Consider the following 20,869-nt stretch of genomic DNA (forward strand, 5'->3'; position numbering starts at 1 on the left):
CGGCGGCTAGCGCGTGCGCCACTCGCCGCGGAAGCGCCCGATGGCGGCATTCACCATGCCTTCGGCGCTGCCCTGGCGCCGGTATTGTTCGCGCAGCCAGGAAGCGTCGCTGCCGTGCGTGACGGCGTCGGCCAGGTCGCGCAGCGCGTCCAGGCTGTCCAGCGCGCGGGCGTGCGGCTCCAGCAGGCCGAGGGTGGCGAGGATGTCGTCGCGCAGCGGGACCGAGGCATAGGTCTTGGGATGGGTGACGACGCCGTCCAGGCCGAAGCGGCTGGCCTGGAAACGGTTGTAGTTGTAGACCAGGTAATCGTCTTCCGACGGCGCGTCTTCCGACGGCGCATCGTCGGACGGCGCAGCCGCAGCACGCCGCAGCAGCAGGTGGCGGCAGATCGCCTGCAGGTAGGCCGCCAGCGCCGCCGCCCGTTCGACGCTGAGCGGCGTGTCGCACACGCGCAGTTCGATCGTGCCGTATTCCGGCTTCGGCCGCAGGTCCCAGTAAAAATCCTTCATGCTCCTGACGATGCCGGTGCGTTCCATCTTGGCGAAATAGACGCCGGCGAAATCGTCCCAGCGCAGCGTGAACGGCGCCCGCCCGCTCATCGGAAACGCGTACACCGAGTTCAGGCGCGCCGAATCGAAGCCGCTGTCCTGGCCCTGCACGAAGGGCGAGGAGGCCGACAGGGCGATGAAGTGCGGGATGTAGCGCGACAGCGCGTGCAGCAGGTACAGCGCGTCGTCGCCGTTGGCGCAGCCGATGTGCACGTGCTGGCCGAACACCGTGAACTGCTTGGCCAGGTAGCCGTACAGCGACGACAGTTCCTGGAAGCGCGCCTTGGACGAGATGCGCTGTTCCGACCAATGTTGAAAGGGATGGGTGCCGCCGCCGCAGATGCCGATGTTGAGCATGTCGCTGGCCGCCACCAGCGTGTCGCGGATCGCGCCCAGTTCCGCCAGCAGCGGCCCGTGGCGGGTCTGCACGCTGGAGTTAATCTCGATCATGCTCTCGGTGATCTCCAGCGTCACGTTGCCGGGAAAGGGTTTTCGTTTCAGCAGGTGCAGCAGGTCGGTGCTGGCCGGGGTCAGGTCGAAGTCGGACAGGCTGGCCAGCTGCAGCTCGAGTTCGACGCCGAAGGTCAGCGGTTCGGACGACGTGAACGGTTCAAGCGGCATGGCGGTTCTCCGGGCGGGCGTCCGGCGGCGTTTCCGGACCGGTTGCGGGGATTTCGCGCGCCCACGCCAGCGCCCGCTGCAGGATGACCGGGCCGAACACTTCGAGCAGCATGGTCACGGCCGCCATCGCGCGCAATTCCTCGACCACCTGCACGCCGGCGTGGCGCGCGTGCTCGAGCATCAGGATCGCGAACACCGACAGCGGCGCCAGCGCCACGCCGGTGAGCACGCCCTTGCGCCAGGAAATGCCGGACAGGTGGGCGAACGCGGTCACGCCGGCGGTCTTGGTCAGCAGGCGCGCCAGTATCAGCACCAGCGCCAGCGCCAGCGCGCCGCCGGCCGCCACCCGGCGCCAGTCGAGCGTGGAGGCGACATAGACGAACAGCACCACCGTCAACAGTTCGCCGAGGGCGCCGAAGTTGCGCTGCGCCTGGCTGAAGGCGACGCGGCGGTGGCGCGCCGTCAGGCCGAAGGCGAGCGCCGCCACCACCGGCGACAGGCCGAGGGCATATGCCATCGACACCAGCAGGATCACCGCCAGCGCGAACGCCGCCGTCGCATCCTGCGTCATCTTGCCGAGCAGGCGCAGCACGGCCGGCACGGCGATGCCGAACACCGTGCCCGCAAAGGCCGACACGCCCAGCATCGCCAGGCTGTTCCACAGTGCGTCGCCGACGTCCTCGAAGGTGCGGAAGATCCACAGGCCGACGCTGGCGTTGAAGGCGAACACCGCCAGCACGCAGTCCAGCGCACACAGGTGCAGGGCGCGCTCGGTGACCTGGCCGGAGCTTTTCTGTTCGTTGATGACGCGCACCACCGTGGCCGGCGAGGTCGCCATCGACAGCGACGCCAGCATCAGCGCATGGATGCCGGCCACGCCGAACGCGCGCGCGATCAGGAACACCGCGATGCCGGTCAGGCCCGCCTCGGCCAGGCCGGCGATGCCGATCCACGGATTGGTGCGCAGCCAGCGCAGGTTGATGCGGTAACCCAGTTCGAACAGCACCAGGGCGAAGCCGACGTCGGCCAGCAGCAGCGCGTTGCCGACGCCGGCCGGCGGCAGCACGCCGAGCTGGCCGGCGGCCAGCGCGAAGCCGGCCAGCCCATAAAAACTGATGCGCGGCAGGCCGCTCCAGCGCTGCCCGAACTCGCCCGCCAGCCAGGCGACGGTGATCGCGAACGGCCAGGCGAGGCTGGCCAGGATGCCCTGCAATTGCGCCATGCAGGTTCCTTTCGCTCAACGGTGTATGTACGGCGATGCGCCGATTCTACAAGAGCGCCGGCCACGCACGATTGCGTGGGGCGGACCGTCATCGGATGCGTGGAGTACATGCCGTCTACCCTACGCTAGAATGGCGCGTCGATACGGTCCGGATCAAATCGCCCATGCCCCCTCGCTTGTACGTCCCATCTTCCACCCGCCCGCCGATCGGCCTCGCCGCCCAGCTGCTGGCCAGCCTGGCCGCCGGCGTCCTGGCCCTGGTGATCATCCACGTCAGCGGCACGCCGCTGCGCGCGCTGTTCGCCGGCCCGGTGAGGCCGGCCTACCAGATGCTGATCGGCCAGGGCCTGGCGCTGGTGGGCGGGGCGCTGGTGTATGGATTGTGGCGGGTGGACGCGCACTACGCGCTCGCCGCCATGCAGCGCCGCTACCGGCGCCTCGACCTGCGCGGGCACAATCCGCTCCTGATCGCGCTGGCCGCCGCCTTCGGCGAGGAGCTGTTGTTGCGCGCCGCGCTGCAGCCGCTGCTCGGGATCTGGATCGTGTCGCTGCTGTTCGTGCTGGCGCACGTGCCGCTGGACCAGCTGCGCCGCCTCGAGCGCGCCGCGCTGGTGCAGGCGGCGGGCGTGTTCGCCGCCGGCGTGGCGCTCGGCTTCGTCTTCGCGCGCGTCGGCCTGCTGGCGGCGATGGTGGTGCACTGGTGGGCCGCCATCGTCAGCCTGGTGCTGGCCCGCAGCAGCGTGGAACAAGGGTAGGGCGCCTTTACTTGCCCAGCAGCCGCATCGCCCGCTCCAGCCCGTCGATGGTCACCGGGAACATGCGCTCGCCCACGATCTGGCGCACGATGGCGATCGACTGGCGGTATTGCCACAGGTGTTCCGGTTCCGGGTTCAGCCAGGCGAATTTCGGGAACGCGTTGCACAGGCGCGCCAGCCATTCGGCGCCGGCTTCGTCGTTGTGGTATTCCACCGAGCCGCCCGGCGCCAGGATCTCGTAGGGGCTCATGGTGGCGTCGCCGACGAACAGCAGGCGCGTGTCGGGCGGATAGGTGCGCAGCACGTCCCGGGTCGGCATGCGCTCGCTGTGGCGGCGGCCGTTGTGCTTCCACAGGTGCTCGTACACGCAATTATGAAAGTAGAAGAAGTCGAGGTGCTTGAACTCGGATTGCGCCGCCGAGAACAGTTCCTCGGTGCGCTCGACGTGGTCGTCCATGCTGCCGCCCACGTCCAGCAGCATCAGCACCTTGATGCGGTTCCTGCGCTCGGGACGCATGCGCACGTCGAGCCAGCCGGCGTTGTTGGCGGTGGCGCGGATGGTGTCGTCCAGCGCCAGCTCGTCGGCCGCGCCCTGGCGCGCGAAGCGGCGCAGGCGGCGCAGCGCGACCTTGAGGTTGCGCGTGCCCAGTTCGCGTTCGCCGTCGTAGTCGCGGTATTCGCGCTGTTCCCACACTTTTACGGCGCTGCGCCGGCCGCCCGCGCCGCCGATGCGGATGCCCTCCGGGTTGACGCCGCCGTTGCCGAACGGCGAAGTGCCGCCGGTGCCGATCCATTTGCTGCCGCCTTCGTGGCGTTCCTTCTGCTCGTCCAGCAGTTGCTGCAGGCGCTCCAGCAGCTTGTCGTAGCCGAACTTCTGCAGCTGCGCCTTCTGCTGCGGCGTCAGCTCGCGCGCCAGGCGTTTCACCAGCCAGTCGAGCGGCACGCTTTGGCGGTCCTCGAACACGCTCTCGATGCCCTTGAAGTAGCTGCCGAAGGCGCGGTCGAACTTGTCGAAATGGGCTTCGTCCTTCACCAGCGCCAGCCGCGCCAGGTGGTAGAAGTCGTCGAGCGAGGGCGGGATCACCTGGCGCTGCAGCGCTTCCAGCAGCGTCAGGAATTCCTGGATCGTGACCGGGACCCTGGCGTCGCGCAGTGCGTAGAAGAAGTCGATCAGCATGCCGGACCGTACGCATTCAGGCGCGCGTGCAGGCGCGTGCGGATCGCCGGCCACTCGCTGCGCAGGATGCTGTACATGACGGTGTCGCGCACGCTGCCGTCGCGGCGCAGCGCGCTGTGGCGGATCACGCCATCCTTGCCGGCCCCGAGGCGTTCGATCGCCGCCTGCGAGGCCAGGTTCAGGTTGTCGGTGCGCAGGCCGACCACGGCGCAGCCGAGCGTGTCGAAGGCGTGCGCCAGCAGCATCAGCTTGCAGCTGGTGTTGACGTGGCTGCGCTGGCGGCTCCCGGCGTACCAGGTGTAGCCGATCTCGACGCGGTCGACCGCCGGCAGGATGTCGTGGTAGCTGGTGCTGCCGATGACCGTGCCGCTGGCGGCGTCGATCACGGCGAAGGCGCAGCGGTTGCTTGTTTCCAGCGCGGTGCGGATGTACTGCCCGGTTTCCTGCGGTGCCGGCACCGAGGTCACGCGCAGCGTCCACAGTTCGCCGTCGGCGGCGGCGGCGCGCAGGCCGTCCGCATGGTGCGGCGCCAGCGGTTCCAGGCGCACGCCGTTGAACGCCAGCGTGACCGGATCGACGCGGATCATCGGTTGCGCCTCGCCATCGCCACCAGGCGCTCGAACAGGTGCACGTCCTGCTCGTTCTTCAGCAGGGCGCCGTGCAGCGGCGGCACGGCCGCCTTGCCGTCCTGGGCTTGCAGCGCTTCCGGCGGGATGTCCTCGGCCAGCAGGAGCTTGAGCCAGTCGAGCAGTTCGGACGTCGACGGCTTCTTCTTCAGGCCGGCGACCTCGCGCAGTTCGTAGAAGCTGTGCAGGGCGGCGGCCAGCAGTTCCTGCTTCAGTTGCGGGTAGTGCACGTCGACGATCGCCGCCATCGTGTCGCGGTCGGGGAAGCGGATGTAGTGGAAGAAGCAGCGCCGCAAAAAGGCGTCCGGCAATTCCTTTTCGTTGTTGGAGGTAATGATCACCAGTGGCCGGTGCGTCGCCGTCACGGTCTCGCGCGTCTCGTAGACGTGGAATTCCATGCGGTCCAGTTCGCGCAGCAGGTCGTTGGGGAATTCGATGTCGGCCTTGTCGATCTCGTCGATGAGGAGCACCACCGGTTCGGGCGCCGTGAAGGCTTGCCACAGCACGCCCTTGACGATGTAGTTGTGGATGTCGCGCACGCGCTCGTCGCCCAGCTGCGAATCGCGCAGGCGCGAGACGGCATCGTATTCGTACAGGCCCTGCTGCGCCTTGGTGGTCGACTTGATGTGCCATTGCAGCAGCGGCATGCCGAGCGCGGCGGCGACCTCCTCGGCCAGCATGGTCTTGCCGGTGCCGGGCTCACCCTTGATCAGCAGCGGGCGGCCCAGGGTGAGGGCGGCGTTCACCGCCAGTTTCAGGTCATCGGTGGCGACGTAGCTGTCGCTGCCGTCGAAGCGTCGGGGTGCTGTCATGGGCGTCGGAACGGGGAGGGAAATGCCATCGAGTATATGCCAAAAATGCGGCTTCGATGCCGCCGCGGATGGGGCCGGGAAGGCTGCATCCGGGCTGAATTGCCTGGTGGACTGTGCCATCCTCTTCAGATAGAATCGGCAAGTGGTACAAACGTCAAGTTTCGTGCAGTGTGTTTTGTGCAGTGCGGTATTCGATCCACCCAACGATTGCCCAACCATGAAAAAACCACTCGCAGTAGCGGTACGCACCGCGGTACTGGCCACGGCGCTGGCATCCCTGGCCGGTGCAGCCGGCGCGGCCGACATCGTCGCCAATCCCAAGGCGGCGCCCAACAAGATCGAGCAATGCATCGGCTGCCACGGCATCCCCGGCTACAAGGCGGCGTTTCCCGAAGTATTCCAGGTGCCGATGATCGGCGGCCAGTCGGCGCGCTACATCGAGGCCGCGCTGCAGGCGTACAAGAAGGGCGACCGCAAGAACCTGTCGATGCGCGGCATCGCCGCCAGCCTGTCCGACCAGGACATCGCCGACATCGCCGCCTACTACGCGCAGCAAGCCCCGGCCGACGGCAAATAAGGAAGCGCCATGAAAAAACTCGCCCTTGCCCTGTCCTGCGCCGCCGTGCTGCCCTTGTGCCTGCCGGCGGCTGCCGCCGCGGATGCCGCCAACGGCGCCGCGCTGGCCAAGAAATACAATTGCGCCTCCTGCCACGGCGCCGACTACAAGACCCCGATCGACCCCGGCTACCCGAAGCTGGCCGGCCAGCACGCCGACTACCTGGCGCATGCGCTGGCCGCCTACAAGCGCGGCGACAAGGGCATGAACGGCCGTAACAACGCGATCATGGCGGGCATGGCGCAGCCGCTGTCGGACCGCGACATGGCCGACATCGCGGCCTACCTGCACGGCTTGCCGGGGCCGCTGGTCGTACGCAAGTAAGCCGCAAGCAGGTCGCACGCATCACCTGCCCGCGTTCGCGGGTAGAATACCGCCTTCTCCGGTTCCACCGGGATCCCTCCAGCCGCTCGCCGGCCGGAGGGATTTTTGTTTTGGCGCGCTGCTCCGTCCATCCGGCGCAGGCGTGCTCCCGTCTTCCATCCCATCCGCCCGTCCGCATCAGGAGTCGCCGTGCCGCCCGCCGTTTCACCGTCATCCATTTCCCCATCCGGGCTGTCGCCCGCCCACGTCAAGACCAACCTGCTGAGCGGCCTGACGGTCGCGCTGGCGCTGGTGCCGGAAGCGATCGCGTTCGCGCTGGTGGCGCACGTGTCGCCGCTCACCGGCCTGTACGCCGCGGTGCTGGTCTCGTTCATCACCTCGGCCTTCGGCGGCCGGCCGGGCATGATCTCGGGCGCCGCCGGCGCGCTGGCCGTGGTGATGGTGGCGCTGGTGGCGCAGCACGGCGTGCAATACCTGTTCGCCGCCGTCGTGCTGATGGGCGTGCTGCAGATGCTGTTCGCGCTGGCGCGCCTCGGCAAGTTCATCCGCATGGTGCCGCATCCGGTCATGCTCGGCTTCGTCAACGGCCTGGCAATCGTGATCTTCGTGGCCCAGTTCGAGCATTTCAAGGTGGCGGGCGCCGATGGGGCCGCGCACTGGATGGTCGGCGCCCGGCTGTGGACCATGCTCGGCCTGGTGGCGCTGACGATGGCGCTGATCTACCTGACGCCGCGCATCACGAAAGCGGTGCCGGCCACGCTGATGGGCATCGTCGTGGTAGCGCTATTGGTGCGCCTGCTCGGCATCGACACCAAGACCGTGGGCGACCTCGGTTCGATCGCCGGTGGCCTGCCGGCCTTCCACGCGCCGGCCGTGCCGTTCGACCTGGAGACGCTCAGGATCGTGTTCCCGTACTCGCTGGTGCTGGCCGGCGTCGGCCTGATCGAGACCCTGCTGACGCTGACCCTGATCGACGAGATCACCGACACGCGCGGCCAGCCGAACCGCGAAAGCCTGGCGCAGGGCGCGGCCAACGTGGTCACCGGCCTGTTCGGCGGCATGGGCGGCTGCGCCATGATCGGCCAGAGCATGATCAACGTCGGCAACGGCGCCACCGGGCGCCTGTCCGGCATCGCGGCTTCGCTGCTGCTGTTGTCGTTCATCCTGTTCGGCTCCAGCGTGATCGAGCGGATTCCGCTGGCGGCGCTGATCGGCGTGATGTTCGTGGTGTGCGAAAAGACCTTCGAATGGGGCACCTTCCGCCTGTTCGGCAAGGTGCCGCGCGCCGATGCGCTGGTGGTGGTGCTGGTGGCCGGCGTGACGCTGGCCTTCAACCTGGCCACCGCGGTGGTGGTGGGCGTGATCGTGTCGGCGCTGGTGTTCGCCTGGGAGCACGCCAAGCGCATCCGCGCGACGGTCTCGACCGACGCTCTCGGCTGGAAGGTCTACGAACTGGAGGGCACGCTGTTCTTCGCATCGAGCGCCGGCTTCCAGGCGCTGTTTTCGCCCAGGGACGACCCGCAGGACGTGGCGATCGAGTTCCGCGGCGCGCGCGTGGCCGACCATTCGGCGATCCAGGCCATCGACGGCCTGGCGCAGCGCTACCGCCTGCTCGGCAAGCGCCTGCACTTGCGCCACCTGAGCCCGGACTGCCGCGCGCTGCTGGCGCGCGCCGACGCCATGATCGAGGTCAGCCTGGCGGACGATCCGCGCTACCGGGTGGCGGACGACAAGCTGGACTGATCAAACCATAAAGCTGCGCAGCAGCTTGCAGGCTCAGCGCGCGCGCTTGCGCACGCACTCGACGTAGGCATCTGTATCGGGCAGCGTGCCGTGGCGCTGCGCGCTCCAGACCATCTCGCCCAGGCATTCCATCACTTCGTGGTAGGCCTCGTGCTCGCCGATGCGGCCGGCCAGCGTCTCGAAGGCGGCGCGGATACCGCGCGGCTGGTCGATCGACAGCTGCTCGGTGATCGACAGATGCATCGACAGGTGCAGGAACGGATTGGCCTGGCCGCCCTCGACCGAATAGTCGCGCGCCACCGCCGCGTCGGCGTCGCGCAGGGCGTCGTGGTATTCGGGATGCCGGTCGATCCAGTCGGCGGCGATCGCATCCATCGGGGTCAGGACTTCGCCGGCGCGGCGCTTGCGCCAGGCCTCGCAAAAGAAGCGGCGCACGTCGTGGGAAGAAGGGGTGAACATGGCGGGAACGGTACAAGCGAAGGGAAGGGCGCCATTGTAGCGCGCCTCCCGCCGCGCCGCCGGCGCCGCCTGCAGGTCCGGCATGGCCAGTTCCAGCAATCCGGTCACCATCGGCGTGCCTGTCACGGTTTGGCGGGTTCGCAATCGCCTTGCGCGGCCGGCGCCTCCACGCCCTGGAGAGTCATGTTCAAAAATGATTCTACAGCGCAAAATCTGTAAATATGGCAATTTAAAAACGCAAAAAGGCAAACGCAGTGCGATCAGCACCACGCTTGCCTCACTTTATGTTGCCATTTTACGACTTCAGCGACGCATTCTCACTCTTTGTCACGCATCAGCGCCAACTGCGCGCTGCCGACGACGACTTCCGCGATCGCCTTGCCGGCCACCGCCACGACCTTGGCGCCGGGAGACGGTACGGCCGTCCTGGCGGCCGGTCCGCTGCCGTTGCCCGGGGCGCGCGGCGCATGCGGCTGGCGCAGGTAGCGCGAACTGTGGCGCCGCTCGCCTTGCCCGCCCGAGGGCCAGGTCAGGAAACGCGACAACTCCTGCAGCGCGCGCTGGTAGACGTCGCGCTTGAATTCGATGACCACGTCCAGCGGCACCCAGTAGTTGTGCCAGCGCCAGGCGTCGAATTCCGGATGGTCGGTCAGGCGCAGGTTGACGTCGTTGTCGCGCGCCACCATGCGCAGCAGGAACCAGATCTGCTTCTGGCCGCGGTAGTGGCCGCGCACCTCGCGCTTGATGAAATGGTCCGGCACTTCGTAGCGCAGCCAGTCGCGGGTGCGGCCCACGATCTTGACGTGCTCCTGGCGCAGGCCGATTTCTTCCTCGAGCTCGCGGTACATCGCCTGTTCCGGCGTCTCGCCGTATTTGATCCCCCCTTGCGGAAATTGCCATGAGTGCTCGCGCACCCGCTTGCCCCACCACACCTCGTTGTTGGCGTTCAGCAGGATGATGCCGACGTTGGGGCGAAACCCTTCACGATCGAGCATGATTCACCTCGAAACTTTCTGCCGGCCGTCTGATCTTAAATTTTTTACTTATAAATCCGGAAACCTTGCCAAACCTGCTGCACTTCCCGTACAAAACTGCTGCCGTTCGCGACGGTTCTGCAAGGTTTCTTCCAGGTGCTTCTGTCGTTCTCCCGCACAGGAACAACGGCATGCAGCATCTTTCTCGGACCCATTTGTATAAAGATTGGATGCATCAGCCAGCTAATCCTTTAAAATTAGGTCGATTATAACCCTCTCTTTTTAAAAAGAATTCAACGATATGCGCGCCTCACGATTTTTTATTTCAACGCTCAAGGAAGCGCCTTCCGATGCCGAGATCGTCAGCCACAAGCTGATGATGCGCGCCGGGATGATCAAGCGTCTCGGTTCCGGCATCTACACCTACATGCCGCTGGGCCTGCGCGTGATCCGCAAAGTCGAGGCCATCGTGCGCGAAGAAATGAACAAGGCCGGCGCAATCGAACTGCTGATGCCGCTGGTGCAGCCGGCCGAGCTGTGGCAGGAAACCGGGCGCTGGGACAAGATGGGCCCCGAGCTGATGCGCGTCAAGGATCGCCACGGCCGCGATTTCGCCATCCAGCCGACCTCGGAAGAAGTCATCACCGACGTGGTACGCAGCGAGATCAAGAGCTACCGCCAGCTGCCGCTGAACTTTTATCACATCCAGACCAAATTCCGCGACGAGCGCCGCCCGCGCTTCGGCCTGATGCGCGGCCGCGAGTTCACCATGAAGGACGCCTATTCCTTCGACCGCGACGTGGCCGGCATGCAGGTGTCGTACCAGGCGATGTTCGACGCCTACGTAAAAATCTTCACCCGCTTCGGCCTGCAGTTCCGCGCGGTGGCGGCCGACAACGGCGCCATCGGCGGCACCGGCTCGCACGAATTCCACGTGATCGCCAGCACCGGCGAGGACGCGCTGGTGTACTGCCCCACCTCGGATTACGCCGCCAACATGGAAGCGGCCGAAGCGTTGCCGCTGCTGGTCGGACGCGCCGCCGCCGCCGAGGCGCTGGCCAAGACCGCGACCCCGGGCAAGACCAAGTGCGAGAGCGTGGCCGAGTTCCTGGGCCTGCCGCTGGCGCGCACGGTGAAGTCGATCGCGCTGACCGTCGAGAAGGAAAGCGAAGGTGAGGTAACCAAGGAAAACTGGCTGTTGCTGCTGCGCGGCGACCATGAGCTGAACGAAGTCAAGGTCTCGAAGGTCGCGGGCCTGTCGAACTTCCGCTTCGCCAGCGAAGCCGAGATCCTGGAAGCCTACGGCAGCGTGCCGGGCTACCTCGGCCCGGTCGCCACCAAACAGCCGGTGAACGTGGTGGCCGACCGCACCGTCGCCAACATGGCCGATTTCGTGTGCGGCGCCAATGAGGAAGGTTTCCACTACACCGGCGTGAACTGGGGCCGCGATCTGCAGGAGCCGGTCGTCGCGGACCTGCGCAACGTGGTCGAGGGCGACGCGTCGCCGGACGGCAAGGGCGTGCTGGCGATCGAGCGCGGCATCGAGGTAGGCCACGTGTTCCAGCTCGGCACCGCGTACTCGGCCGCGATGAACGCGACCTACCTGGACGAGAAAGGCCAGCCGGCGCCGCTGCAGATGGGCTGCTACGGCATCGGCGTGACCCGCATCCTGGGCGCGGCGATCGAGCAGAACTTCGACGACAAGGGCATCGTCTGGCCGGACGCGATCGCGCCGTTCGAACTGGTGCTGTGCCCGATGGGCTACGACCGCAGCGAACTGGTCAAGCTTGAGACCGACCGCCTGTACGCCGAACTGCAGGCGGCGGGCGTGGACGTGATCGTCGACGACCGCGGCCTGCGTCCGGGCGCCATGTTCGCCGACTGGGAACTGGTGGGCGTGCCGCACCGCGTGGTGATCGGCGAGCGCGGCCTCAAGGAAGGCAACCTGGAATACCAGGGCCGCCGCGATGCGGAGGCGACCGCCGTACCGGCCGCCGAGATGGTGTCGTTCATCACCGGCAAACTCGGCACGCCGGGCAAGTAATGCGCCGCGGGATCGCACGCCGGGCCGCCGCCTGGTTCGGGGGCGCCTTGCTCGCCGCCGGATTGCTGGGCGGCGCGCCGGCGCAGGCCGGCAACCAGAAGGAAGAGGCGATGGCCGATTCCGTGCGGCTGGCGCTCGAGCGTGCGATCCGCGACGGCCGTCCGCCCAAGCCGGTATTGCGCGACGACGCCGCGCGCGCCCGCTACCAGCAGTGGTTCGACGCCATGTCCGGGCGCCTCAAGCGGCGCCTGCCGGACGACCAGCTGCGCACCGAGTTCCTGGAATCGGCGTGGTACGAAGCCACCCGCGCCGGACTCGATCCGGGCATGGTGCTGGGCCTGATCCAGGTCGAATCGGCCTACCGCAAGTACGCGGTGTCGATGGCCGGCGCGCGCGGCTACATGCAGGTGATGCCGTTCTGGACCAAGGTGATCGGCGACGCCAACCGGCGCGCGCTGTTCGACATGCAGACCAACCTGCGCTACGGCTGCTCGATCCTGCGCATGTACATCGACATGGAAGGCGGCAACCTGTACCTGGCCCTGGGCCGCTACAACGGCAGCCGCGGCCGGCCCGAGTACCCGAACGCGGTGCTGGCGGCGTGGAAGAACTGGGAGTTCGCGCCGCCGGCGTGAATTTCCGCGATCGCCGCCGGTGATCACCGCTTGGACGGCGTAGCCGCCTCGCCGGCCACGTCTACCCTACCCATTCCGCCCGCAAGGCTTCCACCAGCAATTGCGCCTGGCGCGGCAGCTCGTCCAGGCTGCGCACGCACACCACCAGCCGCCGCAAGGCCCAGGCATCGGCCAGTTCGATGACGGCGAGATCCATCGCCTGCGCGCAGCGGCGCGCCGCCGGTTCGGACACGATGCCGACCCCGATCCCGCCGGCCACCACCTGGCAGACCGCCTCGAAGCTGCGCACCCGCACACGCGCGCGCAGCAGGCGCCCGGATTGCTCGGCCTGGCGCGCCAGGTAGCGGAACAAGGCGCTGTCGCCGGCCAGGCCGACCTGCTCGACGTCCGCCAATCGCGAAAACCCCACCGTGGCGCCGGGCCGCGTGACGTCCTCTCCCAGCAGCCGCCGCGCCTGCGCCGGCGCCGCCACCGCCACCAGGCGGTCGCGGCGGAACGGGTAGGCCTGCAGGCCGGACAGGTCGACCGTGTCGGTGACGATGGCGAGGTCGGCGGCGCCCGCGCGCACCGCCAGCGCGGCATCGAAGCTGGGCCGCTCCTCCAGGTCGACGTCGACGCCGGCGTGGCGCGCCATGAAGCCGGCCAGCACCTGCGGCAGGTATTCGCTCAGGGCCGCGGTGTTGCACAGCACGCGCACCTGCCCCTTCAGGCCGCCGGCGTGCTCGGCCAGTTCCGCCTCCATGTGCGCCAGCTGCCGCACCAGCGCACGCGCATGGCGCACCACCACCTCGCCGGCCGGCGTCGGCTGCACGCCGCGCCGGCCGCGCACCAGCAGCGCCGCGCCGAGCGCCGCTTCCAGTTCCTGGATGCGCTGGCTGGCCGCCGCCAGCGACAGGTGCGCACGGGCGGCGCCGGCGGTGATGCTGCCGCCTTCCGCCACATGCAGGAACAGGCGTAGATCCACCAGGTCGAATCGCATCGTTATCCTTTCGCGCGGCGCCATGCCGGCGCCGTCTGCCTCCGTCGTGGCCGAAGGCCGGCTGCGCCATTCCCGCATGGTCGCCACGCCGCGCATGGCCCAGAATGGCGGGCATGGACACGATCATACTCGGCCAGCGCCCACTCGCGCTGGCCTTCATTTTCCTGGTTTTCCTGTTGGCCGGCACGGTCAAGGGCGTGGTCGGACTGGGCTTGCCGACGGTGGCGGTCGGCCTGCTGGGTACGTTGATGGCGCCGCGCGAGGCGGCGGCGCTCTTGGTCCTGCCTTCGCTGGTGACGAACGTGTGGCAGCTGACGGCCGGTCCCGCCATCGGCCCACTGTGGCGCCGCCTGTGGCCGATGCTGGCCGGGATCGCCGCCGGCACGCTGGCCGGCGGCCTGCTGGTGCCGGCGGCCGCCGATGCGGCGGCTTCCGCTTCCGCCATCGCCGATGCCAATGCGGCGCTGGGCGGCGCGCTGGTGCTGTATGCGGCCAGCGGCCTGGCGTCATATACGCTGCCGGTGGCGCCGCGCTTCGAGGCCGTGGCCGGGCCGCTGGTCGGCGCGGCCACCGGCGCCATCACCGCCTTTACCGGTGTGTTCGTGATCCCGGCGGTGCCTTACCTGGGCGGCCTGCGCCTGGAACGCGACGCGCTGGTGCAGGCGCTCGGGCTGGCGTTCACGGCGTCCACCTGCGCGCTGGCCGCTTCGCTGCTGCTGGCCGGGGAGTGGCGGCCGGGCGTGGCCGGGGCGTCGTTTGCTGCGCTGCTGCCGGCGCTGCTCGGCATGTGGCTGGGGCAGCGGGTGCGCGGGCGCATCCGGCCGGCGCTGTTCCGGCGCTGCTTCTTCGTCGGCTTGCTGGCGCTGGGAGCGCATTTGATGCTGCGGCCGTTTTTGCATTGACGATGGTGGTGTATGAACGCCAAACGCCAAAAAGCCCTGCGGGGCAGGGCTTTTTGGCGTTTTGGGGCTGGCGGGTACAGCCTGGGACGGAGCGTCCCTGCTTCTTATTTGAGGTGATCCGAGATCAGCTTGGTCATTTCGAACATCGACACCTGCGCTTTGCCGCCGAACACGGCTTTCAGCTTGTCGTCCGCATTGATCATGCGGCGGTTCGCTGCATCCTGCAGGTCTTGCTTCTTGATGTATTCCCAGACTTTCTTGGTCACTTCGGTGCGCGGCAGCGGCTTGGTGCCGACGACGGCTGCCAGGGTTTCCGACGGGGTCATCTCTTTCATGAACGCGGCGTTGGGCTTGCGGGCTGCGGCGGTCTTGGTTGCCGCTGCCTTGGGTGCTGCTGCCTTGGCCGGTGCTTTCGTCGATTCTGCTTCCTTGGCAGGAGCTGCTGCCTTCTTAGCTGCCGGCTTCGCCGCTGCAGCCGGCTTGGCAGCGGCCTTCTTCGCCGGTGCTGCGGTGGTTTTTTTGGCTGTTGCCATATTCGAGCCTCCTAAACGGAATACATTGGAAAATTGCGCAATTGATCGCACCGGCTTATATTGGTAGGGTTTTAGTGTTCATGCAAGTCTTTTTCGAAATTTTTTCACTCTTACGAGCGCGAAAATGGCAGGGTGTGCCGCCAAAGCCGTGCAAGAGTGAAAAATCAGCCTTTTCGGCCTCCAAAACCGCTCCCTCGAAACGAAAAAAAGCCGTGTGGAGCACCCGGCTCCGCACGGCCTTTTCGCAGCCTCGGACGCGCTGCCCGGCCGCTCAGCGCATGCCCGGCATCATGCCCTTCATCCCGCGCATCATCTTCATCAGGCCGCCGCCCTTGAGCTTCTTCATCATGGTGTTCATCTGGTCGTACTGGTTCAGCATGCGGTTGACTTCCTGCACCTGCACGCCGGCGCCGGCCGCGATGCGGCGCTTGCGGTTGGCCTTGATCAGCTCCGGCTTGGCGCGCTCCAGCGGCGTCATCGAATCGATGATGCCGCACATGCGCCGCACCTGCTTCTCGGCCTGGTCCATGTTGGCGCCGGCCGCGGCCTGCTGGAACTGCGCCGGCAGCTTGTCCAGCAGCCCGGACATGCCGCCCATCTTCTTCATCTGCGTCAGCTGGGCCTTGAAGTCGTTCATGTCGAACTTGCCGCCCGACTTGATCTTGTTGGCCATGTCGGCCGCGGCCTGCATGTCCACGCCCTTGCGCGCTTCTTCCACCAGCGCCAGGATGTCGCCCATGCCCAGCACGCGGTTGGCCATCCGCGTTGGATCGAAGGCTTCCAGGCCATCCAGCTTTTCCGAGACGCCCGCGAACTTGATCGGCTTGCCGGTCACGTGGCGCACCGACAGCGCGGCGCCGCCGCGCGAGTCGCCGTCGAGCTTGGTCAGCACCACGCCGGTCAGCGGCAGCGCATCGTTGAAGGCTTTCGCGGTATTGATGGCGTCCTGGCCGAGCATGGCGTCGACCACGAACAGGGTCTCGACCGGGTTCACGGCCGCGTGCACGGCCGCGATCTCCTGCATCATCGCTTCGTCGATGCCGAGGCGGCCGGCGGTGTCGATGATCAGGACGTCGTGGTAGTGCTTCTTGGCCCAGTCGAGCGCGTTCCTGGCGATGTCGACCGGCTTGTCGTTGGCGGTGGACGGGAAGAAGTCGGCGCCGACCTGTTTCGTCACCGATTCCAGCTGCGCGATCGCGGCCGGGCGGTACACGTCGGCCGACACGGTCAGCACCTTTTTCTTCTTCTGCTCGCGCAGGTACTTGGCCAGCTTGCCGGTGGTGGTGGTCTTGCCCACGCCCTGCAGGCCGGCCATCAGGATGATCGCCGGCGGTTGCTGGGCGAACGACAATTGCGCCGCTTCCGGACCGAGGTCGGCGCCCATCAGCGCCGCCAGTTCCTTCTGCACCACGCCGACCAGGGCCTGGCCCGGTGACAGCGAACCGATGACTTCCTCGCCCAGGGCCTTTTCCTTCACCTTGGCGATGAATTCGCGCACGGCCGGCAGCGCCACGTCGGCCTCGAGCAGGGCCAGGCGCACTTCGCGCAGCATCTCGGCGGTGTTGGCCTCGGTCAGGCGCGCCTCGCCGCGCATCGTCTTGACGACCTTGGCAAGGCGTTGGGTTAAGTTATCCAGCATGGTCTACCTTCTTGCAAATGGATGAGTGGGCGCGTACGGCAAACCGCCATTTTACCGCATGTCGGCCCCGATTTTTGGCGTACAAAAACGCCCATCCAACCGCTTTCAAGCGCCGTGGTCAAGCAGTCGATTGAATCGTTTGACAACATGTTGCTTTGCGTTATAGCCTTTTTCACACGCCATGCGGCAGCGCATCGCATGGGCTACACCGCAACAGCGCAGCACCTCGGCAATTCATCGAAGTGGTTGACACCCTACGGAGACAAGCATGAAGGTAAACGTGTTCGGCAAGACCCTGTCCACCATCGTCGCGGCGCTGCTCGCCGCTGGTGCCGCCCAGGCCCAGGAAACGGTCCGCCTCGGCAACCTCAAGTTCGCGCACTACGGCGCGGTGTCGTACATCAAGGAAATCGCGCCGAAGTGCGGCATCAAGGTCGAGGAGCGCGTGTTCGCCAAGGGCCTGGACGTGATGCAGGCCATCATCGCCGGCGAGATCGACGTCGGCACCACGGCGTCGGAAGCGGCGATCTCGGGCCGCGCCGGCAACGCGCCGATCTACGTGGTGGCCGGCTTCGCCAAGGGCGGCGCGCGCCTGGTGGCGGGGCAGGGTGCCAACATCAAGTCGGTGCGCGACCTGAAGGGTAAAAAGGTCGGCGTGACCCGCGGCGGCATCCAGGAAGTGCTGCTGATGGCCGAACTGCAAAAGGCCGGCCTGAGTGCCGACGCCGCGCCCGGCAAGGACGTGCAGCTGGTGTTCCTGGCCTACGCCGACCTGAACCAGGCGCTGCTGGGCAAGAACATCGACGCCATGATGCAGTCGGAACCGCAATCCTCGCAGGCGATCAACAAGGGCTTCGGCGTCGAGGTCATCAAGCCGTACGACACGCCGATCGGCGAGCCGGTGCGCACCATGGTCATGACGGAAAAGTTCTACAACACGCGCCGTCCGCTGGCCGAGAAATTCATGCGCTGCTTCGTGCAGGCCACCAGCGCCTTCATCAAGGATCCGGCGCTGGCCGAGAAATACGTGCGCGACAGCGTGTTCAAGGGCCAGATCAGCAGCGACGATTTCCGCGACGCGATGGGCAACGCCGCCTATACCTACGACGTCACGCCGGAACACATCCAGGTCACCACCGACATCATGGCCAGGACCGGCGTCGGCCGCATGGCCAGGCCGCCGGCGGCGAAGGAGTGGGTCAAGACCGACCTGCTGGAGGCGGCCAAGAAAAGCCTCAACGTCCAATGAGGCAGGGGGAGCGGCGATGGTGAAGCGCAGGTGGCAGGACGCCGCGGCCGGCCTGGTGGTGCCGGTCGTGGCGATCGGGATCTGGCAATGGGTGGCCAGCATGGGATGGGTCAACGAGCACGTGCTGCCGTCGCCGCTGGCGGTGTGGCGCAAGTGGGTGGCCTACCTGCTGCCGCTGCAGGACTACGCCGCCTGGCGCGACAACAATCCGCACGGCGGCCGGCTGGCGTGGGCGGTCTCGGGCGAACTGGTGGTCGACTCGCTCGGCAGCCTGTACCGGGTGGTGGTCGGCTTCGCCGTCGGCGCCGGGCTGGCGCTGCCGCTCGGCCTGGCGATGGGCGCCAGCCGCATCGTGTACGCCTGGCTGAATCCGCTGGTGCAGCTGCTGCGGCCGATCCCGCCGATCGCCTATATTCCGCTGTCGATCCTGTGGTTCGGGCTGGGCAATCCGCCGGCGATCTTCCTGATCGCGCTGGGCGCCTTTTTCCCGGTGCTGATGAACACCATCGCCGGCGTGCGCCAGGTCGACGGCATTTACTTGCGCGCGGCGCGCAACCTGGGGGCCGGCGGCACGACCCTGTTCCTGCGGGTGATCCTGCCGGCAGCCGTGCCCTACATCCTGACCGGCGTGCGCATCGGCATCGGCACCGCCTTCATCGTGGTGATCGTGTCCGAGATGATCGCGGTGAACAACGGCCTCGGTTTCCGCATCCTGGAAGCGCGCGAGTACTTCTGGTCGGACAAGATCATCGCCGGCATGATCACCATCGGCCTGCTCGGCCTGGCGATCGACGCCGGCATGAACCGGCTGAACAACCATCTGCTGCGCTGGCACCGCGGCCTGGAGCACTGACATGGATGCGCACATCCTCATCGACAAGGTGAATAAGACCTTTGCCAGCGAAGGGCGCCAAGTGGACGCGCTGCACGGCATCGACCTGGCCATCCCGCGCGGCCAGTTCGTGTGCCTGCTGGGTCCCTCGGGCTGCGGCAAGTCGACGCTGCTGAACGCCATCGCCGGCTTCGCTCCGCCCAGCGCCGGCCGCGTGCTGGTGGACGGCGTCGCGGTCGGCGCGCCGGGGCCGGAGCGCGGCATGGTGTTCCAGGAATACGCGCTGTTTCCCTGGATGACGGTCGAGCAGAACGTCGGCTTCGGCCTGGAGATCAAGGGCCTGGCGCGGGCGGCCATCGATGCGCGCGTGGCCGGCTTGCTGCGCATGCTGTCGCTGGAGGATTTCGCGCGCCGCTATCCGAAGGACCTGTCCGGCGGTATGCGCCAGCGCGTGGCGATCGCGCGCGTGCTGGCGCTGGATTCCCCGATCTTGCTGATGGACGAGCCGTTCGGCGCGCTCGACGCGCTCACCCGGCGCAACCTCCAGGACGAACTGCTGCGCATCTGGGCCGAGCTGAAGAAGACAGTGGTGTTCGTCACCCACAGCATCGAGGAAGCGATCTACCTGGCCGACCGCATCGTGGTGATGACCTACCGGCCCGGCACCGTCAAGCGCGACCTGCCGGTGGAATTGCCGCGCCTGCGCGACCCGGCGGCGCCGGCGTTCAACGCGCTCAAGCGCGAGCTGGGGCTGCTGGTGATGGAAGAGCAGCAGCGCCATCATGAAGCGGAAATGCGGAGTGCGGCGGTGGATTGATTCGCCAACGATCGTCGCCCCCGCGGAGGCGGGGGCCCATACCGAGCTACCGAAGTTGGCGATGCTGCAGACAGTTAGCTTTACCAACTTCGGTGCTTCTGCATGGGTCCCCGCCTCCGCGGGGACGACGGTGGCAACGCGACGGTTCTCCATCTTGTCGACTCGCTCCCGCCCGCCCCGGATGGTGTAGACTCGCGCGTATGCAAACCATCTTATTCATTGCCGCGGCGATCCTGTACGCGGTATGCGCCCTGCTGCCGTCGCGGCAGGGCGCCGCCATTTCCGGGGTCACCGCGGCGGCCTGGGTGCTGCATGGTGCCGGACTGTGGCCGGACGTGGTGTCGAACGGGGCGCTGCGCGTCGGCTTCGCCTTCATGCTGTCGGCGGCGTTGTGGATTTCGGTGGCTGCCTACTGGATCGAGAACCGCAATTTCGCGCTGGACGGCATGCGCCGCATGGTGATGCCGTGCGCGGCCGTGGCGGCGGTGCTGCCGCCGCTGTTCCCGGGCAACCTGATGCCGGTGCCGGCCCAGTCGCCGGCCTTCGGCTGGCACGTGGCGGTGGCGGTGATGGCCTACAGCACGCTCACCATCGCCGCCTTCCACGCGGTGCTGATGGCGCTGCAGGAGGCGCGCCTGCATACGCGCGATTCCAGGCCGGGCTGGCTGGGCGGGGCCATCGACCAGCTGCCGGCGCTGCTGACCATGGAAAAGCTGCTGTTCCGGATGATCTGGATCGGCTTCGTGCTGCTCAGCCTGACCGTGCTGTCCGGCGTGGTGTTTTCCGAACAGCTGTTCGGCAAGGCGCTGCGCTGGGACCACAAGAACGTGTTCGCGCTGCTGTCGTGGATCCTGTTCGCGGCGCTGCTGGTGGGGCGCAGCTGGCGCGGCTGGCGCGGCAAGACCGCGTTGCGCTTCACGCTGGCGGGATTCGCCACGCTGGTGCTGGCCTATGTCGGCAGCCGTTTCGTCTTCGAAGTCGTCTTGCACCGGGGGTTCCTATGACGCGACTGTTATTCTGGATTGCGCTCGTCATCCTGGTGGTGATGGCGGTGCGCAGCAAGGTGCGCGCGGCGCTGGCGCGCGCGCAGCACGGGGGCATGCAGGGCGGCGCTCATGGAGGGGTGCACGGCGCCGGCCCCATGCCGGGTATGGGCGCCGGCGCCGGACCGGGCGTCGGCGCGCGCGCGGACTACGGCCGCGTCGAGGACGCGTCCGAACGCATGACCAGCTGCACCCGCTGCGGCATCTACTTCCCGGCCTCGGAAGCGGTGCGCGAGGGCGGGCGGGATTATTGCTGCGCGGCGCACGCGCGCCAGCAGGCAGCGGACATGCCGGGTGCCTGACGCGTTTCGTGGCGAG

22 protein-coding genes are annotated in these 20,869 nt (G+C 67.4%); 12 read left to right on the forward strand and 10 right to left on the reverse strand.

Features of this window, described 5'->3' with window-relative positions; genetic code table 11:
• Positions 1–6: 6 nt before the first annotated feature.
• On the reverse strand, positions 7–1,170 hold the full coding sequence (locus HH212_RS11435) for a YbdK family carboxylate-amine ligase (protein WP_170202589.1): 1,164 nt from the start codon (positions 1,168–1,170) through the stop codon (positions 7–9).
• Positions 1,160–2,392, reverse strand: coding sequence for a cation:proton antiporter (locus tag HH212_RS11440; RefSeq protein ID WP_170202590.1), 1,233 nt, complete (start codon positions 2,390–2,392; stop codon positions 1,160–1,162). The genes HH212_RS11435 and HH212_RS11440 overlap by 11 nt, the downstream gene beginning before the upstream one ends.
• 164 nt (positions 2,393–2,556) lie before the next feature.
• Here HH212_RS11440 and HH212_RS11445 point away from each other — a divergent pair, with 164 nt between their 5' ends.
• Positions 2,557–3,147, forward strand: a complete 591-nt coding sequence (locus HH212_RS11445) for a CPBP family intramembrane glutamic endopeptidase (RefSeq protein ID WP_170202591.1) — start codon at positions 2,557–2,559, stop codon at positions 3,145–3,147.
• Positions 3,148–3,154: 7 nt separating this feature from the next.
• On the opposite strand, the gene HH212_RS11450 is transcribed toward HH212_RS11445, so the two are convergent.
• From HH212_RS11450 to HH212_RS11460, 3 genes are read right to left on the reverse strand one after another with little or no spacing between them, the layout of a single operon-like run.
• On the reverse strand, positions 3,155–4,324 hold the full coding sequence (locus tag HH212_RS11450) for a vWA domain-containing protein (protein ID WP_170202592.1): 1,170 nt from the start codon (positions 4,322–4,324) through the stop codon (positions 3,155–3,157).
• Positions 4,318–4,911, reverse strand: a complete 594-nt coding sequence (locus tag HH212_RS11455) for a GNAT family N-acetyltransferase (protein ID WP_170202593.1) — start codon at positions 4,909–4,911, stop codon at positions 4,318–4,320. Before HH212_RS11455 ends, HH212_RS11450 begins: the two co-directional genes overlap by 7 nt.
• The gene (locus HH212_RS11460; RefSeq protein WP_170202594.1) at positions 4,908–5,762 is read right to left on the reverse strand and encodes an AAA family ATPase; all 855 of its coding nucleotides are present in this window, start codon (positions 5,760–5,762) and stop codon (positions 4,908–4,910) included. The genes HH212_RS11455 and HH212_RS11460 overlap by 4 nt, the downstream gene beginning before the upstream one ends.
• 217 nt (positions 5,763–5,979) lie before the next feature.
• Here HH212_RS11460 and HH212_RS11465 point away from each other — a divergent pair, with 217 nt between their 5' ends.
• The 3 genes from HH212_RS11465 (at position 5,980) to HH212_RS11475 (ending at position 8,445) form a co-directional block, all read left to right on the forward strand.
• Complete coding sequence (locus HH212_RS11465; RefSeq protein ID WP_170202595.1) at positions 5,980–6,339, forward strand: c-type cytochrome; 360 nt, start codon at positions 5,980–5,982, stop codon at positions 6,337–6,339.
• Between the two features lie 9 nt (positions 6,340–6,348).
• A complete protein-coding gene (locus tag HH212_RS11470; protein ID WP_170202596.1) occupies positions 6,349–6,702 on the forward strand; it encodes a c-type cytochrome in 354 nt (117 codons plus the stop codon).
• Positions 6,703–6,891: 189 nt separating this feature from the next.
• Positions 6,892–8,445: a SulP family inorganic anion transporter gene (locus HH212_RS11475; RefSeq protein ID WP_229217676.1), complete on the forward strand. Its 1,554-nt coding sequence runs from the start codon at positions 6,892–6,894 to the stop codon at positions 8,443–8,445.
• A gap of 33 nt (positions 8,446–8,478) precedes the next feature.
• Here the strand turns inward: HH212_RS11475 and HH212_RS11480 are convergent, their stop codons facing one another.
• Together HH212_RS11480 and HH212_RS11485 are read right to left on the reverse strand one after the other, a co-directional pair.
• Positions 8,479–8,904: a DUF1841 family protein gene (locus tag HH212_RS11480; protein WP_170205394.1), complete on the reverse strand. Its 426-nt coding sequence runs from the start codon at positions 8,902–8,904 to the stop codon at positions 8,479–8,481.
• A 317-nt stretch (positions 8,905–9,221) separates the two neighbouring features.
• A complete protein-coding gene (locus HH212_RS11485; RefSeq protein ID WP_229217677.1) occupies positions 9,222–9,899 on the reverse strand; it encodes an RNA pyrophosphohydrolase in 678 nt (225 codons plus the stop codon).
• A 280-nt stretch (positions 9,900–10,179) separates the two neighbouring features.
• Between HH212_RS11485 and HH212_RS11490 the strand changes: the two genes are divergently transcribed.
• Positions 10,180–11,922, forward strand: coding sequence for a proline--tRNA ligase (locus HH212_RS11490; protein ID WP_170202597.1), 1,743 nt, complete (start codon positions 10,180–10,182; stop codon positions 11,920–11,922).
• Complete coding sequence (locus tag HH212_RS11495) at positions 11,922–12,557, forward strand: lytic transglycosylase domain-containing protein (protein WP_170202598.1); 636 nt, start codon at positions 11,922–11,924, stop codon at positions 12,555–12,557. Before HH212_RS11490 ends, HH212_RS11495 begins: the two co-directional genes overlap by 1 nt.
• Positions 12,558–12,618: 61 nt before the next feature.
• On the opposite strand, the gene HH212_RS11500 is transcribed toward HH212_RS11495, so the two are convergent.
• The gene (locus HH212_RS11500) at positions 12,619–13,536 is read right to left on the reverse strand and encodes a LysR substrate-binding domain-containing protein (protein WP_170202599.1); all 918 of its coding nucleotides are present in this window, start codon (positions 13,534–13,536) and stop codon (positions 12,619–12,621) included.
• A 113-nt stretch (positions 13,537–13,649) separates the two neighbouring features.
• On the opposite strand from HH212_RS11500, the gene HH212_RS11505 reads away from it, so the two are divergent.
• Complete coding sequence (locus tag HH212_RS11505) at positions 13,650–14,438, forward strand: sulfite exporter TauE/SafE family protein (RefSeq protein ID WP_170202600.1); 789 nt, start codon at positions 13,650–13,652, stop codon at positions 14,436–14,438.
• Positions 14,439–14,542: 104 nt separating this feature from the next.
• On the opposite strand, the gene HH212_RS11510 is transcribed toward HH212_RS11505, so the two are convergent.
• Positions 14,543–14,971 (reverse strand): SWIB/MDM2 domain-containing protein, encoded by a 429-nt coding sequence (locus tag HH212_RS11510; protein WP_170202601.1) that lies wholly within the window; start codon positions 14,969–14,971, stop codon positions 14,543–14,545.
• A 271-nt stretch (positions 14,972–15,242) separates the two neighbouring features.
• Entirely contained in the window at positions 15,243–16,610 is a 1,368-nt protein-coding gene (gene ffh / locus HH212_RS11515) for a signal recognition particle protein (RefSeq protein WP_170202602.1), read from the reverse strand.
• A 268-nt stretch (positions 16,611–16,878) separates the two neighbouring features.
• On the opposite strand from ffh, the gene HH212_RS11520 reads away from it, so the two are divergent.
• The 5 genes from HH212_RS11520 (at position 16,879) to HH212_RS11540 (ending at position 20,853) form a co-directional block, all read left to right on the forward strand.
• Positions 16,879–17,859 (forward strand): ABC transporter substrate-binding protein, encoded by a 981-nt coding sequence (locus HH212_RS11520; RefSeq protein WP_170202603.1) that lies wholly within the window; start codon positions 16,879–16,881, stop codon positions 17,857–17,859.
• A 16-nt stretch (positions 17,860–17,875) separates the two neighbouring features.
• Positions 17,876–18,712, forward strand: a complete 837-nt coding sequence (locus HH212_RS11525; RefSeq protein ID WP_170202604.1) for an ABC transporter permease — start codon at positions 17,876–17,878, stop codon at positions 18,710–18,712.
• Between the two features lies 1 nt (position 18,713).
• Positions 18,714–19,508: an ABC transporter ATP-binding protein gene (locus tag HH212_RS11530; RefSeq protein ID WP_170202605.1), complete on the forward strand. Its 795-nt coding sequence runs from the start codon at positions 18,714–18,716 to the stop codon at positions 19,506–19,508.
• Positions 19,509–19,708: 200 nt separating this feature from the next.
• Positions 19,709–20,512 carry a cytochrome C assembly family protein gene (locus HH212_RS11535; RefSeq protein WP_170202606.1) on the forward strand — a complete coding sequence of 268 codons (804 nt, stop codon included), beginning with the start codon at positions 19,709–19,711 and terminating at the stop codon, positions 20,510–20,512.
• Complete coding sequence (locus HH212_RS11540) at positions 20,509–20,853, forward strand: PP0621 family protein (RefSeq protein ID WP_170202607.1); 345 nt, start codon at positions 20,509–20,511, stop codon at positions 20,851–20,853. Before HH212_RS11535 ends, HH212_RS11540 begins: the two co-directional genes overlap by 4 nt.
• Positions 20,854–20,869 lie beyond the last annotated feature (16 nt).

This window comes from Massilia forsythiae (assembly GCF_012849555.1).
Lineage (GTDB): Bacteria > Pseudomonadota > Gammaproteobacteria > Burkholderiales > Burkholderiaceae_D > Telluria > Telluria forsythiae.